Origin of the sequence: Micromonospora sp. NPDC023814 (genome assembly GCF_040639595.1) — a bacterium.
Classification (GTDB): Bacteria; Actinomycetota; Actinomycetes; order Mycobacteriales; family Micromonosporaceae; genus Micromonospora.
Map to the genome: position 1 here is coordinate 47,314 of NZ_JBFAAF010000003.1, position 13,891 is coordinate 61,204.

The window sequence follows — 13,891 nt, forward strand, 5'->3', positions numbered from 1 at the left end:
GTCCGGTCGACATGAGACCCGGTGCCACACTTTCCCGCTCGCCCGTTTCCGACCGCGTCCCGGCGCGCGACGGGGGCGACCTGGTCGTGCTGGGCGTCGAGGCGGCGCTGCTGGCCACGGCCGTGGTGATCGGCGCGGTGCTGAACCATCGGGGTGTGGACCTGCACGCCGAGGCCGCGCCGCTCTACGCCACCTGGCGGCCGCACCTGGGCTGGGGCACCCCGGTCGCGCTGCTGGTGGCCGCGGCCGTGCTCGGGCCGGGGCTGCGGTGGGCCCGAGCGGCCCGGTGGGGCCCGCTGCTGTTCGCCGGCTACCTGGCGGCGGTGGCCTGGACGCTCGCCCTGGCGCTGGTGGACGGCTGGTCGGCCGGGCTCGCCCGGCGGCTCACCCCGCAGGCGGAGTACCTGCACGAGGTGCCGCGGGTCACCGATGTCGGGCGGATGCTGGTCGGTTTCACCGACCGGATTCTCGACTTCCAACCGGACTCGTGGTCCACCCACACGGCCGGCCATCCGCCGGGAGCCCTGCTGCTCTTCGTCGGGCTGGACCGGATCGGCCTGGGCGGTGGGACGGCGGCGGCGCTGGCCTGCGTCCTGGTCGGGGCGACCGTGGCGGTGTCCGTGCCGGTCACGCTGCGGGCGCTGGGCGCGGGCGAGGCGGCTCGGGCGGTGCTGCCGTTCCTGGTGCTGCTGCCGGGGGCGGTCTGGGTGGGCGCCTCCGCCGACGGTGTCTTCACCGGTGTGGTCGCCGCCGGCTTGGCCCTGCTGGCGGTACGGGGGCCCGCGATCGCCCTGGTCGGCGGGCTGCTGCTCGGCTTCGCGCTGTACCTGTCGTACGGCTTCGTGCTGGTTGCGCCACTGGCCCTCGCGGTGCTGGCGTTGCGGCCGGCGCGCCGGCGCGACGCGATGTTCGCCGGTGCGGCCGGGGTGGCCGCGGTGGTGGTGGTGTTCACCGTCGCCGGCTTTCAGTGGTGGCGGGGGTACGACCTGGTGGTGGAGCGCTACTACCAGGGCTGGGCGGCCGACCGCCCGTACGGCTACTGGGTCTGGGCGAACCTGGGGGCGCTGCTGCTCGCTGCCGGACCGGTGGCCGGGCCGGCGCTGCGGCGCGCACTGCTCGCGGCTCGGGCGGGCCGAGGGGCGGTGCCACGGGTCGGACGTGGTCCGTCGGTCCCGTTGGCCGGCGGCCCGGAACCGGGTGGTTCGGCGGTGCGCGGCCTTGTCCGGCACCACCGGCTTGTCGCACTCGCGCGGCGGGTCCGGGGGCGCGAACCGACCGTGCTGCTGCCGGCCGCCGCCGCGCTGGCGATGGCCGCCGCCGACCTTTCCGGGATGAGCAAGGCCGAGGTGGAGCGAATCTGGTTGCCGTTCGCGGTCTGGCTGCTGGTCGCCGTCGCGCACCTGCCCGCGCCGGCTCGGCGTTGGTGGCTGGCGGGGCAGGCGCTGACCGCACTCGCCGTGAACCACCTGCTGTTCACCGTCTCCTGACCGAACGCCGACCTCGTCGGGGAACGGGGTGGGGCTGCGACCCGGGACGGTCCGCCGGCGGAGCCGCCGGGCGGGCCGGCGGGCTGCGGGTGCGGTGGGGTGGTCAGACCGCCACGGCGGCGGGCTCGCGCAGCGGGTCGGTAGCGAAGGCAGTCACCCCGTCGACGAAGCCGACCCGGGCGGCGTGGCCGAGCAGTTCGCGTGCGCGAGCGGGGTCGGCCACCACGTGCCGCACGTCCGCGGCCCGGGCCCCGCCGACCACCACCGGCGCCGGCCCACCCATCGCCGAGGCGAGGGTGGCGGCAAGGTCGCCGACGGTGTGCGGCTCGCCGGAGCAGACGTTCACCGGCACCAGGCCGTCCGGCGCCGGCGCGGTCAGGGCCAACAGGTTCGCCCGCGCCACGTCGGTGACGTGCACGAAGTCGCGCCGCTGCCGGCCGTCCTCGTAGACGCGCGGCGGCCGGCCGTCCGCCAGCGCCGACCGGAAGATCGACGCGACCCCGGCGTACGGGGTGTCGCGGGGCATCCGGGGACCGTAGACGTTGTGGTAACGCAACGCCCACACCCCGCCCCCGGTCTGCCGACCCCAGGCGGCGGCCAGGTGCTCCTGCGCCAGCTTGCTGGCCGCGTACGTGCTGTGCGGCTCCAGCGGGGCATCCTCGGGCACGAGCGCCGGGGTGAGGGTGCCGGTGCACTCCGGACAGGTGGGGTCGTACCGGCCGGCGGCCAGGTCGGCCGGGTGCCGCGGGGCGGGCCGGACGACGCCGTGCCGGGCACACACGTAGCGCCCCTCGCCGTACACCACCATCGAGCTGGCCAGCACCAGGCGGGACACTCCGGCCCGGTGCATCGCGGCGAGCAGCACCGCCGTGCCGTAGTCGTTGTGGCTGGCGTAGTCGGGGGCGTCCGACGGGTCCAGCCCGTGTCCGACCATCGCCGCCTGGTGGCAGACGGCGTCGACGCCGCTCAGCAGGTCGTCGAGGAGCCCCGGGTCCCGGATGTCCCCGACCACCGGGTCGTGCCGGCGTGACCATTCGGGTAGGGCGCCCCCGTGTGCCTGCGGTAGCAGCGCGTCCAGGCACACCACGTGGTGCCCCTCGGCGACGAGCAGGTCCGCGACCTGCGATCCGATGAATCCGGCGGCGCCGGTGACGAGTACGCGCATTCCCGTCACACTAGGTCAGACTCGTGGCCCCGCAGGCCGGTTCGGGTCGGACGTCAGCATTTCCGAAGGACCGGCGGTGAGCCCTCGGGAATGCGGACCGGCGGTGCGCCTTCGGTAATGCGGCAAAGCCAGCCGGCGGGCGGTGCTGCCGGTTAGCGTGCTGCACGAGGGCCCCGCCGCGCCGGGCTCGACGACTCGCCGCCAGGAGAAACGTGCCCGCCGATCCGCCGCCAGACCCGCCTCCGGGGCCCGACCCTGGCGGGCGGGCGTCCGGCCGGCCCGAGCCCTCCGCCGTGCCACCCCGGCCGTCCGCCGGGACAACCGACAGCCAGGGGTACGCCTACCCGGCGCGGCTGTGGCGGGCGCTGGACCGGCACCGCCCACCGGGTGCCGAGGCGGCCGCCGACGCCTGGCGCAGCCCGGTACGCGGCCCGTGGCTGACCTCGGTGTTCGGTGCCGTCCTGCTCGCCGCTCTACCGCTGGTGATCATCACCGGGCTGTTGGACTGGATCGCCTACGGTCCCCGCCTCGGCCAGGCCTTCCCCCGCGACGTGGGCTGGCTGCACCCGCCCGTCTTCGACTGGCCGACCCGCCCGGCCTGGCTGTTCCGGGTCACACAGGGCCTGCACGTGACACTCGGCATCGTGCTGGTGCCGGTGGTGCTGGCCAAACTCTGGTCGGTGGTGCCGAAGCTGTTCGACTGGCCGCCGGCTCGATCGACGGCTCAGGCGGTGGAACGACTGTCGCTGTTGCTGCTGGTCGGCGGGATCCTCTTCGAGATGGCCACCGGCCTGCTCAACATCCAGTACGCCTACCTGTTCGGGTTCGACTTCTACACCGCGCACTGGTACGGCGCCTGGGTCTTCACCGCCGCCCTGGTCACCCACGTGGCGATCAAGCTGCCCCGGATGGTCTCCGCGCTGCGCGGTCCGGGCTTCGCGCGTACCCCGTCGGCCGGGACCCGACCGGAGCCGGCGGACCCGGACGGTCTGGTTGCCCGGCGCCCCGGTGCGGCGACGATGAGCCGGCGCGGTGTGCTGGCCCTGACCGGGGGCGGCGCGCTGCTGCTCGCGGCGCTGACCGTCGGGCAGAGCCTGGACGGCGTGCTGCGCCGCACCGCGCTGCTGCTGCCTCGGGGCCGGCGGCACGGCGACGGGCCGAACGGCTTCCCGGTGAACCGCAGCGCTGCCGCAGCCGGCATCCAGTCCGCCGACACCGGGGCGAACTGGCGGCTCAGCGTGCGGGGCGGCGGCCGCAGCGTGGAGTTGGACCGGGACGGCCTGCTCGCTATGGCCCAGCACACCGCGGACCTGCCGATCGCCTGCGTCGAGGGTTGGTCGACGGCGCAGACCTGGACCGGGGTGCGGCTGCGCGACCTCGCCGCCCTGGTCGGCGTGCCCGAGTCCGCCCCGGCGCGGGTTCGATCGCTGGAACGGAGCGGCCTGTTCCGTCAGGCCCGGTTGCAGCCCAACCAGGTCCGCGACCCGGAATCGTTGCTCGCCCTGCGGGTCAACGGCGGCGACCTGTCCCTCGACCACGGCTACCCGGCGCGGATCATCGTGCCGGCACTGCCCGGAGTGCACTGCACCAAGTGGGTCCGGGAGATCACCTTCGAGGAACGTGCCGATGGTTGAGTTCCGGCGCGGCTACGGCGCCGCGCCCTGGCACCTGCTGCTCCTGCTCGGCTGTTTCGCGGTGACGGGCTGGATCGCGTTGCGGCTGTCCGGGGAACCGGCCGCAGGCGGGATGCTGCTCTGGTTCCTCGGTGCGGTCATCGCCCACGACCTGCTCCTGTTCCCGGTCTACGCGTTGATCGACCGGGGGCTGCGCGCCGCCCCGGGGCACCGAGGCGCACCGTCGGCGCTGAACCACGTGCGGGTGCCCGCGCTTGCTGCCGGGCTGCTGCTACTCGTCTACCTTCCCGGCATCCTCGGTCTCGGCGACGAGACATACACAGCGGCGACCGGCCTGGCCCCGCGACCGCTGCTGGCCCGCTGGCTGGCGATCAGCGGGGCGCTCTTCGCCGCCAGCGCGGCGCTCTACGCGTTGCGGCGGCGCTGACCCTTCCGCAGGTCAGGCTCTGCCGGCGTCTGGCGACTGGGCTCGCGACGCCCTGCGCACCTCGGTGGTGATCGGCGACGCGGCAGGTGGACGGGGACTCGACGCAGGGGTCGACGAGGTGGGCGCTCCTGCTGATTGGCGAAGGAAGTTCGCACGGTGGGCCGCACCGGAAATTGAGTGGACAGGGAACTTGTATCGAGTTACAAGTTGTACAGATGTACAGGATTGGCCAGGAGGTGACGTCGTGCGGGCAATGAGTCGGGACGAGGTGCGCGGTGCGATCGCGAACCTGGACGCGGTCGAGAGCAAGGTCCGTCTGCCGGCCTGGTTCGACGAGGTCGCGTGGGGCAAGCTCGACTACCTCGGGTGGCGAGATCCCCGAGCGCCATTGCGGGCCTACCTGGTCACCGACATCGACGGCACGGCGTCGGGCGCCTTGCTCCGCCAGAGTCCGAGCCGGGCTGAGCTCGGCGGGCGAGCGGTCATGTGCTCGCTGTGCCACTTCATGCGGCGCTTCAACGAGGTCGCCCTCTTCTCCGCGCCGCGCCCCTCCGCGGACAAGCGCCAGCGGCTGAGCACGCTCGGCATCCTCGTGTGCACCGACCTCGACTGCGCCACGAAGGTGCACAGCGCACCCATCCTCGGACCGCTCGACCCACCGGTCGACGAAATCATCCGGGAGCGCAGGGAGGGGCTGCGGATGCGTACCGTCGCGTTCCTACGCTCGGTGTCGGCCACTCCGAGAACCGTACGAGGGAGGCGATGATGGCGTACCTGGCGCGTGCGGAGCGGCGCCGCTCGATCGTCGAGGCGGCGGCCGCCGTGGTCGAGCGCGACGGCTTGAGTGCGGTGACGGCCAGAATCGTGGCGGACGAACTTGGCGGGTCGCAGGGCCAGATCCACCACCACTTCGCGTCAACCGAAGAACTCGCCGCCGAGGCCTGGCGGCACTACGCCGCGCAGCAGATCGATGAGTACGAGCGCAACGTCGGCGGCCTCGATGCGTACGACGCGCTCGTGCTCTTCTTCGCCGACCTCGTGAGCACCGACGGGGACGGGCACGCGCTGGCGCGGTGGGCCGAGGCGGGCGCACACGCGCAGCAGCGCCCCCTCGTCGCGAGGAGCTACGTCGAGACGCTCGCACGGCTGACCGACGTCCTCGCCGCGGTCCTGGCCGGGGACTCCGAGGCCGCGCAGGCGCGAACGGCCGCCTGGCGGATCCTCATGCTCGGAGTCGGGCTCGCCGGGCTCACCCGCATCACCGAGGACTCACCCGTGCCGGCTCGTGACGTCATGCTGTCGGCGATCGGAGCCGAGACGGGCCGACGCTGAACCACACCCTTGCCGGCGACCGCGACGCGCTGGTCGCCGACGAGCGCCCCTGGCGACGGCGATCAGCGGCGGATGGTCACCCGCGTCGCGAGACGTGGCGCCCGATCGGGCTTGGCGCCGCTGTCAGCCCGCGAAGGTGTGCTCGGGGAACCCCGGCACCTCGGGTCGGATCCGGAACAGCGCCCCCGCCGGGGAACGGTCGTCGGCCGGCAGGCCCTGGCGGGAGGTGGTGACGTAGAGGTCAGCGTGGTCGGGGCCGCCGAACGCGCATGCGGTGGGGCGCCGAACCGGCAGCGCCACGACGGCGGTGAGGCGGCCGTCCGGGGCGTACCGGTGGACGACGCCCCCGTCCCACAGGGCGACCCAGACACCGCCCTCGACGTCGAGGCAGAGCCCGTCCGGCGTGCCCGCGTCGGGCGGCACCGCGACCACCGGCCGTCGGTCGTGCAGCTCGCCGGTGGCCAGGTCGAAGGCGAAGGCGTCCACCCGGTGGGTGGCCGAGTCGACATACCAGGCGGTCCCGCCGTCCCGGGTCCAGGCCAGGCCGTTGGAGACGGTGAGCCCGGTGAGCACCGTCTCGACGGCACCGCTCGGGCTGAGCCGGTGCAGCGCGGCCCGACCCGGCTCGGCGTCGTACGCCATCGAGCCGCAGTAGAAGCGCCCGAGCGGGTCGCATCCGCCGTCGTTCATCCGGATCGACGGGTCCGACCAGAGCTCGGGCAGCAACTCCACCGAGTCGCCCCCGAGCAGCGCGAAGCCCCGCTCGACGGCGGCGACGAGGCCACCGCCGGATCGCGGGCGCAGGGCCGCGACCACCGGGGCGACGTGCCGGCGGCTGACCGCCCCGGTGGCCGGGTCCAGCGCCAGGACGTCCCCGACCAGCATGTCGACCCAGCGCAGCCGCTGGTCGTCGGGGCACCACACCGGCCCTTCGCCGTGTCCCGCGACCGCCGGCGTGACCTGTTCCGCGACGACCATCGAACCTCCCTGGTGTGCCGTACGTGGCGTGGGCTGCCCCATGTCACCGTCGCTGGCGGGGTGCGGCTCGTCCGGTGTTCACAGATAGTCGGCCGGCCAGTGGAAGGCCCCGGGCGCGCCGGTGATCGCGGCCAGGTGGTCGGGTGCCGCGTGGATCGGCCGGACCATGCCGGTGGTGTCGGCCTCGGTCACCGCGTCGGCCAGGAGACACGGTAGTGCCGTCCGGATCGCCGGGTCGTCCGGCAGCCGGGCCGTACAGTGTCGTACGTCGCGCTCGGCGGCGGTGCGGGCCACGGCGCTGAACAGGGCGTGCAGAGCGTCCGGCCGGTCGGGGCGGGCAGCGGCCTCGACCACCCGGACGCGCCCGGGAGACCACTGCGCGGCCAGGTAGCCCGCCGTCCGGCCGTGCTGCCGGGCCACCAGCATCTCGGTGGGTGGGGCGTACCAGACCGGCACCCGGAGCCGCCAGTCGTCGGCGTCCCGCACGGTGCTCAGCGGCCGGTGGGCGTTGAACGACTCGTGCACCGGGGCGAGTTCCGCCCAGTCCACCGGGGATTGCGCCCGCACGGTCCAGTCCGGCGGCAGGGGGACGCCCGCCGCCGGTCGACCGCTCGGGTGGCGCAGGGTGAACGTGCGGTAGCCGCTGCTCAGGTAGACGCCCGGTGTGCCGGTGAACAGCAACGACCAGGCGCAGCCGTCCGCCGCCATCGCCGCGACGGCCAGGTCGAGCAGGCGGCGGACGTGACCCCGACCGCGTGCCTGGACCCGGGTGGCGACGTTGGCGACCCCGCCGACCAGGTCGATGCCGCCGGCGGCGTTGCGTACCCGGCGGGGCAGGTAGTAGACGGCGGCGACGACCGCTCCGGCCTCCGCCGCGACGAACGTGCGTCGGAATCGGTCGCGGTCGTGGGCGTAGAGCCGGGTCACGTGCGCGTCCGTGAACGCCTCGGCCCACGTGGCGTGGAGCGACGGTACGTCCGCCGGCGTGGCCGAACGGTACTCGACGGGGGCGGTCACGCGGGCGCGAGCACGTTGCGCTGCCGGCCGAGCCCGTCGATCTCCGTCTCCATCACGTCGCCGGCCGCCAGGTAGGGGAACCGGCCGGACAGCGCCACCCCCTGCGGGGTGCCGGTGTTGAGGACGTCGCCCGGTTCCAGCACGGTGAACTGGGACAGGTGCCAGATCAGGTACGCCACGTCGAAGATCATGTCGACGGTGCGGGAGTCCTGCCGAGGCTCGCCGTTGACCCACGAACGTAGCCGCAGCGCCTGCGGGTCGCCCACCTCGTCCGGTGTGACCAGCCACGGGCCGAGCGGGTTGAAGGTCTCGCACGACTTGCCCTTGGACCACTGGCCGCCGGGGTCCGCGAACTGGTAGTCCCGTTCGGACACGTCGTTGGTGACCGCGTACCCCGCAACGTGGGCCAGCGCCTCAGCCGGGGAGTCCAGGTAGCGGGCGCGGCTCCCGATCACCACGGCCAGTTCCACCTCCCAGTCGGTCCTCGTCGAGCCACGCGGCACCAGCACCTGGTCGTACGGGCCGACCACGGTGTTCGGCGACTTGTGGAACAGGATCGGCTCGTCGGGCGGGGCGACTCCGGACTCGGCGGCGTGCGCGCTGTAGTTCTGCCCGATGCAGAGCACCGCCCCGGGCCGGGCGATCGGGGCGCCGATCCGCTCCCCGGTCACGTCGAGCAGCGGCAGCGGCCCAGCCGCCCGGACGCGCCCGACGGGGTCCGCGGCGAGGAACGCCGCGTCGATGTCGGCGGTGATCCCGCTCAGGTCGAAGTGGTTGGTGTCGTCGAACAGCACCGGCCGCTCGGCGCCGACCGGGCCGATCCGCATGAACTTCATGATGTCCTCTCTGACTGACGACGGCGGGGCCGCGTGCGGGCCCGGGCCGAGCGCGTACGGGTGGGGTGCGGGACGGCGGGTCAGCCCGTGCGGGCCAGCATCTCGGGCGTCACCGCGTGGGCGAGGGGTCGACCGGTCACATGCCGGATGATCTCGTCGACGACGATCTCGCCCTGCCGGCGGCGACCCTGCACGGTTCCGGCGGCCTGGTGCGGGGTGAGCAGCACGTTGGGCAGCGCCCGCAGCGGGTGGCCGGTGGGCAGCGGCTCCTCGTCGAAGACGTCCAGCGCGGCGTCGATCCGGCCGCGGGACAGCTCCGCGACGAGCGCCGCCTCGTCGACCAGCCAGGACCGGGCGGTGTTGACCAGACCGGCGCCGTCGGGCAGTAGCGCCAGCTCGCGGGCGCCGAGCAGGTGCCGGGTCTCCGGCAGGGTCGGTGCGTGCAGCGCGACGATCCGGCTACCGGTGAGCAGCTCGTCCAGGCCGACCAGCCGGACGCCGAGCGCGGCGGCGTCCGCCGCGGTCAGGGTCGGGTCGTACACGCTGACCTCCGCCCCCAGGGCCCGGACCAGCTCCAGGTACGCCCGCCCGGTGCGGGACGCGCCGACGACGCCGACCGGGCAGCCGAGGATCTCGTGCCGGGGTGGCGCCTGTTCCGCCCGGCTCCAGCTCGTGCCGCCGCGCAGCGCGTGGTCGAAGCGGGGCGTCTGGTGCAGCAGGGCCAGGGTGAACGCGAGCGCGACCTCGGCCACCGACCGGGCCATGCCCTGCCCCGCCTGGGTGACCGTGATGCCGCGGGCGAACACCTCGGGGGTCACGAACGGCTTGACCGACGCGCCGGTGTGCGCGATCAGCCGGAGCGCGGGGGCGCGGTCCAGCAGGGCCGCGTCGAGCCGAGGAACGCTCCAGGAGGTCACCAGCACCTCGGCCCGGGCCAGCAGCGGCGCCAGGTCGGTGCGGGTGAGTGCCGAGTGGTCGTCGACGAGCGTGGCGTCGGTGACGGTGGTCAGCCGGTCGCCGACCCGGTCGGGGAAGAACTGGGTGCGCAGTGTGGCCGGTACGGACACCACGGTGACCGGACGGTGCCCACCGGGGAGCGTGGTCACGGGCCGGCCGTCCGGCGCCTCGGGCCTGCCGGCCGCGCCGGCCCCGGGGGGCTCACCGGAGCCAGTCATCGCGACGCTCCGCGACGAAGTCGTCGTCCGTCAGCCACGGGTAGGCGGTGCTCACCCGGGTCAGCTCCTCGGCCTGGCCGGGCGACAGCCCCTCGGCCGGGTCGAGGCACCACACCCCGTCGAGCAGCCCCTGCCGGCGCAGCACCTCGTGGACCCCGGCGATGCAGCCGTGGAAGTCGTTCGCCGCGTCGAACACCGCCGCGTTCGCGTCCGTGAGCGCCGCCGCGCGGGCGGTCAGCTCCGCCAGCGCCGCCGCGTCGCCCGAGCGGGCCGCCCGCACCCGGTCGAACATCGCCACCGCCGCGCGGGTCCACACCGCCCACTGGCCGAGCAACCCGCCGACGAACCGGCGGCCGGCGAACTCGCCGAGCAGGTCGCCGAGGATGTGGTCGTCGTTGCCGGTGTACAGCGCCACCTCCGCGCCCCGGTCGGCGGCGGCGATCCCGCGCACCGCCTCCAGGGTGCGGTACCTGTCGAACGGGGCCAGCTTCACCGCGACCACCGATGGCAGGTCGGCGAACGCCCGCCAGAACGCCGGGGACAGGCGCGGGCCGCCGATGGCCGGCTGGAGGTAGAAACCGATCACCGGCAGCACCTCGCCGACCGCGCGCGCCCGCTGGAGCAGGTACGCCTCGTCGGCGCCCGGCACGACGGGGGACAGCAGCACGGCGTGGTAGCCCAGCCCGGCCGCCAGCTCGGCCTCGGCGACGGCCTGGACGGTGGGGCCGCACACCCCGGCGACCTTCACCACCGGCCGGCCGGCCTCGGCGTCGACCGTGTCGGCGGCCAGGGCGAGCACCGGCCGCAGCAGCCCGGCCTCCCGGACGGCGAACTGGGTGGTGTGCACGCCGACGGCGAGCCCGCCCGCCCCGGCGGCCAGGTAGTAGCGGGTCAGCGCTCGCTGCCGCCGCTCGTCGAGGCGACGGTCGGCGCTCAGCGCCAGCGGGTGCGCCGGGATGACGGTGCCTTCGCGCAGCAGTTCCAGGGACACGGTCAGAACCTCCCGTCGCGGACGGCGAACTTGGTGGGCTTGCCGGAGGTGGGCAGCCCGGCGGCCAGCCAGTCGGCCTGCCAGTCGACCAGGGTGCCCAGCGGGACGTCCGGGTAGCCGAACAGCGCGTGGCAGCGGCCGGCGTCGTTGAGCAGCGCCGTGGGCGCCTCGGTGCCGGCGTACGTCACCGGCATGCCCAGCCGCGCGCCGAACCGGGCGGCGATCCGGCGCACCGGCGCGGTCTCCGGGCCGGTCAGGTTCAGGGTGCACACGTCGGTGGAGGCGTGCCGCAGCGCCCGCAGGGCGACCTCGTTGGCGTAGCCCTGCCAGACCACGTTGACGTGGCCGGTGGTGACGTCGACGGGGTCGCCGGCCAGCACCGCCTGCCCGATGTCGGCGAGCACCCCGTAGCGCAGGTCGACGGCGTAGTTGAGCCGGAGCACCGCGACCGGGGTGCCCCGCGTCGCGGCGGCGTGCGCGAAGACGTGCTCGCGGCCGAGGCAGCTCATCGCGTAGTCGCCGACCGGGCCGGTCGGGTCGGTCTCCAGGCAGCCGCCGGAGGCCACCGGCACCATCGGGTAGACGTTGCCGGTGGAGAACGCGGCGATCCGGGCGGCCGGGTAGCGGCGGGCCACCGCGGCGGGCAGCACCGCGTTGACCATCCAGGCCAGGTAGGGGGCGGTGGCGGTGCCGAACTTCGCGCCCACCATGAAGATCACGTCGCGGGCGTCGGGCAGGCCGCCCAGATCGCCGTCGCCCAGCAGGTCGAACGCCACCGGCTCCACCCCGTCGGCGGCCAGCGCGTCGGCCGCCGCCCGGTCCGACCAGCGCGACACCGCGTACACCCGGTCGCCGGTGCGGCCGGCGGCGTCGAGCCCCCGGCGGGCCAGCCGGCACAGCGACGGGCCCATCTTGCCCCCGGCGCCGAGCACCACCAGGTCGCCGGAGTCGCCGGCCAGGTCGGCGACGAGCGCCGCCGACGGCCGGGTCAGCCGGTCCTCCAACTCGGACTCACTGTTGAACACTGGTCTTCTCATCCCTTGATTCCGGACATCGTGACGCCCTCGGTGAAGTACCGCTGGCCGACGAGGTAGGCGGCGAAGATCGGCACGAACGCGACGACCGAGCCGGCGAGCATGACGTTGAGCGGCACGTTCTCCTGCTGGAGGGAGGCGATGCCGACGGTGAGCGTGCGCATGTCCCCGCTCTGCCCGATGATCAGCGGCCAGAGCAGGTCGTTCCAGTGCCACAGGAAGACGAACACGCCGAGGGTGGCCAGGATCGGCTTGCACAGCGGCAGCACGATCTGCACGAACATCCGCCACTCCGACGCGCCGTCGATGCGCGCCGCCTCGAACAGTTCGTCCGGCAGGCCCTGGATGAACTGCCGCATCAGGAAGACCGCCTGCGCGTTCGCGAGCGTCGGCAGGATCAGCCCCCAGTAGGTGTCCACCCCGCCGACCTTCGCGATCAGGATGAAGGTCGGGATGAGGGTGACGTGGTAGGGCACCATCACCATCGCCAGGAACGACCAGAACATCGTCTCCCGGCCGGGGAAGCGCTTCTTCGCGAACGCGTACCCGGCCATCGCGGCGAGCAGGAGCACCGCGACGACGCTGACCACCGAGTAGATCGTGGTGTTCAGCAGCCACCGCAGGATGCTCCGCGAGTCGAGCACGGTGGCGTACGCGTCGAGGTCGATCGGCCAGGGCAGCAGGCTGCCGGGGAACTCGACGGCAGCGGTCGGCTTCAGGCTCAACACGACCATCGCGTAGAACGGGAACAGGGTGACCACGCTGGCGACGGCGAGCAGCACGTACCGCAGCGCGGTGCCGGCCGGACCCGGCTGCAACGCCCGGTAGGACCGACGCCGCCGCTTCGCCGGCGAAGGTGGCGTGGTGGGCGCGGGCGTGGGGGCGGTGCTCGTGGCGGTCACTTGTTCCTCCCGAGGGCCAGCCGCTGGACCAGGGCGACGACCAGGGTCATCACGAACAGGGCCACCCCGATCGCGCTGGCGTAGCCGAGGTCGAAGTACTTGAAGCCCTGGTCGTACAGGGCCATGACGAGGGTGTAGCTGGCGCGGGCCGGACCGCCGCCGGTCATCGCGTACACGAGGTCGAAGACCTGGAAGGAGGCGGTTGTCTCGATCACCAGCAGGAAGAACAGGACCGGCTTGAGCTGGGGCAGCACGATCCAGCGGAAGCGCTGCCACGGGCCGGCGCCGTCGGTGAGCGCCGCCTCCTCCTGCTCGCGCGGCAGGTCCTGGAGCCGGGCCAGCACGATCAGCATGCCGTACCCGAAGTGTGACCACACGCCGACCAGCGCCAGCGCCGGCACCACCAGGGCGCTGGAGGCCAGCCACGAGTCGTCGGGCAGGCCGAGCCAGCCCATGATCCGCGACCACGGGCCGTCGGAGGAGAACACCCAGGAGAAGACGGTGGCGACGAGGACCAGGCTGGTGACCACCGGCAGGAAGAACACCGACCGGAAGAAGCCGACGCCGCGGAAGCCGCGCCGGACCAGCAGCGCCAGCCCGACCGACACGGCCACGGTCAGCGGCACGTACAGCAGGGTGTAGACGACGGTGACCCGCAGCGACTGCCAGAACACCGGGTCGTCGACCAGGTGGCGGGCGTTGTCCAGCCCGGTCCACTCGGCGTCGCCGCCGATCGTGTACTCCATGAAGCCGAGCACCAGCCCGGCGATGGCCGGGCCGAAGCGGAACGCCAGGAACAGCAGGAACGCGGGGAGGACGAAGAGCAGACCCCATCGTGCCTCGCGCCGGGCGATCACCCGCCGGGCCCTGCGGGCCGGCAGCTGAGCAGGTACGGCCATCTCGCCATCCTCTT

14 protein-coding genes are annotated in these 13,891 nt (G+C 74.0%); 5 read left to right on the plus strand and 9 right to left on the minus strand.

All coding sequences use genetic code 11. The features are described 5' to 3' along the window. The first annotated feature begins 86 nt into the window (after positions 1 to 86). Entirely contained in the window at positions 87 to 1,487 is a 1,401-nt protein-coding gene (locus AB0G14_RS02300; protein ID WP_357693048.1) for a hypothetical protein, read from the plus strand. Between the two features lie 103 nt (positions 1,488 to 1,590). Here the strand turns inward: AB0G14_RS02300 and AB0G14_RS02305 are convergent, their stop codons facing one another. Further along, positions 1,591 to 2,652, minus strand: coding sequence for an NAD-dependent epimerase/dehydratase family protein (locus AB0G14_RS02305; RefSeq protein ID WP_357692874.1), 1,062 nt, complete (start codon positions 2,650 to 2,652; stop codon positions 1,591 to 1,593). Between the two features lie 293 nt (positions 2,653 to 2,945). Between AB0G14_RS02305 and AB0G14_RS02310 the strand changes: the two genes are divergently transcribed. The 4 genes from AB0G14_RS02310 to AB0G14_RS02325 all read left to right on the plus strand — a co-directional run bounded on the left by AB0G14_RS02310 (position 2,946) and on the right by AB0G14_RS02325 (position 6,045). Beyond that, positions 2,946 to 4,286, plus strand: coding sequence for a molybdopterin-dependent oxidoreductase (locus tag AB0G14_RS02310; protein ID WP_357692876.1), 1,341 nt, complete (start codon positions 2,946 to 2,948; stop codon positions 4,284 to 4,286). Continuing rightward, positions 4,279 to 4,713, plus strand: coding sequence for a hypothetical protein (locus AB0G14_RS02315; RefSeq protein ID WP_357692878.1), 435 nt, complete (start codon positions 4,279 to 4,281; stop codon positions 4,711 to 4,713). The genes AB0G14_RS02310 and AB0G14_RS02315 overlap by 8 nt, the downstream gene beginning before the upstream one ends. A 253-nt stretch (positions 4,714 to 4,966) precedes the next feature. After that, complete coding sequence (locus AB0G14_RS02320; RefSeq protein ID WP_357693050.1) at positions 4,967 to 5,479, plus strand: FBP domain-containing protein; 513 nt, start codon at positions 4,967 to 4,969, stop codon at positions 5,477 to 5,479. Further along, the gene (locus AB0G14_RS02325; protein ID WP_357692880.1) at positions 5,479 to 6,045 is read left to right on the plus strand and encodes a TetR family transcriptional regulator; all 567 of its coding nucleotides are present in this window, start codon (positions 5,479 to 5,481) and stop codon (positions 6,043 to 6,045) included. The genes AB0G14_RS02320 and AB0G14_RS02325 overlap by 1 nt, the downstream gene beginning before the upstream one ends. A 123-nt stretch (positions 6,046 to 6,168) precedes the next feature. On the opposite strand, the gene AB0G14_RS02330 is transcribed toward AB0G14_RS02325, so the two are convergent. The 8 genes from AB0G14_RS02330 to AB0G14_RS02365 all read right to left on the minus strand — a co-directional run bounded on the left by AB0G14_RS02330 (position 6,169) and on the right by AB0G14_RS02365 (position 13,877). Continuing rightward, on the minus strand, positions 6,169 to 7,023 hold the full coding sequence (locus AB0G14_RS02330) for an SMP-30/gluconolactonase/LRE family protein (protein ID WP_357692882.1): 855 nt from the start codon (positions 7,021 to 7,023) through the stop codon (positions 6,169 to 6,171). 78 nt (positions 7,024 to 7,101) lie between these two features. After that, positions 7,102 to 8,040, minus strand: coding sequence for a GNAT family N-acetyltransferase (locus tag AB0G14_RS02335; protein WP_357692884.1), 939 nt, complete (start codon positions 8,038 to 8,040; stop codon positions 7,102 to 7,104). Continuing rightward, the gene (locus tag AB0G14_RS02340; RefSeq protein WP_357692886.1) at positions 8,037 to 8,876 is read right to left on the minus strand and encodes a fumarylacetoacetate hydrolase family protein; all 840 of its coding nucleotides are present in this window, start codon (positions 8,874 to 8,876) and stop codon (positions 8,037 to 8,039) included. Before AB0G14_RS02340 ends, AB0G14_RS02335 begins: the two co-directional genes overlap by 4 nt. An 80-nt stretch (positions 8,877 to 8,956) precedes the next feature. Then, positions 8,957 to 10,051 carry a hydroxyacid dehydrogenase gene (locus AB0G14_RS02345; RefSeq protein WP_357692888.1) on the minus strand — a complete coding sequence of 365 codons (1,095 nt, stop codon included), beginning with the start codon at positions 10,049 to 10,051 and terminating at the stop codon, positions 8,957 to 8,959. Beyond that, entirely contained in the window at positions 10,035 to 11,042 is a 1,008-nt protein-coding gene (locus tag AB0G14_RS02350) for a dihydrodipicolinate synthase family protein (protein ID WP_357692890.1), read from the minus strand. Before AB0G14_RS02350 ends, AB0G14_RS02345 begins: the two co-directional genes overlap by 17 nt. A gap of 2 nt (positions 11,043 to 11,044) precedes the next feature. Further along, a complete protein-coding gene (locus AB0G14_RS02355; protein WP_357692892.1) occupies positions 11,045 to 12,067 on the minus strand; it encodes an NAD-dependent epimerase/dehydratase family protein in 1,023 nt (340 codons plus the stop codon). An 8-nt stretch (positions 12,068 to 12,075) separates the two neighbouring features. Further along, positions 12,076 to 12,978 carry a carbohydrate ABC transporter permease gene (locus AB0G14_RS02360; protein WP_357692894.1) on the minus strand — a complete coding sequence of 301 codons (903 nt, stop codon included), beginning with the start codon at positions 12,976 to 12,978 and terminating at the stop codon, positions 12,076 to 12,078. Beyond that, positions 12,975 to 13,877, minus strand: a complete 903-nt coding sequence (locus AB0G14_RS02365; protein WP_357692896.1) for a sugar ABC transporter permease — start codon at positions 13,875 to 13,877, stop codon at positions 12,975 to 12,977. The genes AB0G14_RS02360 and AB0G14_RS02365 overlap by 4 nt, the downstream gene beginning before the upstream one ends. Between the last annotated feature and the right edge of the window lie 14 nt (positions 13,878 to 13,891).